This is a genomic window from Candidatus Symbiopectobacterium sp. NZEC135, from assembly GCF_025962695.1.
On record NZ_JAGFPF010001310.1, the window covers coordinates 1 to 602 of the forward strand.

1 protein-coding gene is annotated in these 602 nt (G+C 57.5%); it reads left to right on the top strand.

Annotated features, from left to right (window positions below; translation table 11 throughout):
* The coding region (locus J5224_RS34000) for an ATP-binding cassette domain-containing protein (protein ID WP_264629264.1) at positions 1 to 468 on the top strand (468 nt) is incomplete at its 5' end.
* Positions 469 to 602 lie beyond the last annotated feature (134 nt).

Here is a 602-nt window from a genome sequence, read left to right on the forward strand (position 1 = left end):
GATTCCCGGCTGTTTTTTGGCAGTCTCAGGCAAAACCTGATGCTGGGTAACCCCCACGCCAGCGAGCAGGAATTACTGGCAGCGCTGCGTATCAGCGGGGCGCTCAGCATGGTGCAGCAGGATGCCTCCAGCCTTGAGCGCATCATTCAGGAAGGCGGACGCGGCCTGTCCGGCGGGCAGCGTCAGATGGTGCTGTTAAGCCGTCTTATCCTGCGCAACCCGCAGATCGTGCTAATGGATGAACCTACGGCCTCGATGGATGAGCAACTGGAAGAACAGGTCATACGCCAGATGAAAAGCTGGCTGGAAGGACGAACGCTGGTGCTGGTGACGCACCGCCCGGCCCTGCTCAAGCTGGTTGACAGGCTGATCGTCATCGACAACGGGCGCATTATTGCCGATGGCCCCAAAGAACAGATACTCAAGGCGGTCAGCAAGCCGCTGGATAACGCGCAGCAGGTCGCCTGAGGGAGAGAAATATGAACAAGACGCTGTTCAGCGCAAAAGGGAAAGCCTCCTCCAGAGTGATTTGGCTGACGCTGCTCGGGTTGGTGGTATTTTTCGTCTGGGCGAAAATTGCCATCCTTGATGAAGTCACCATC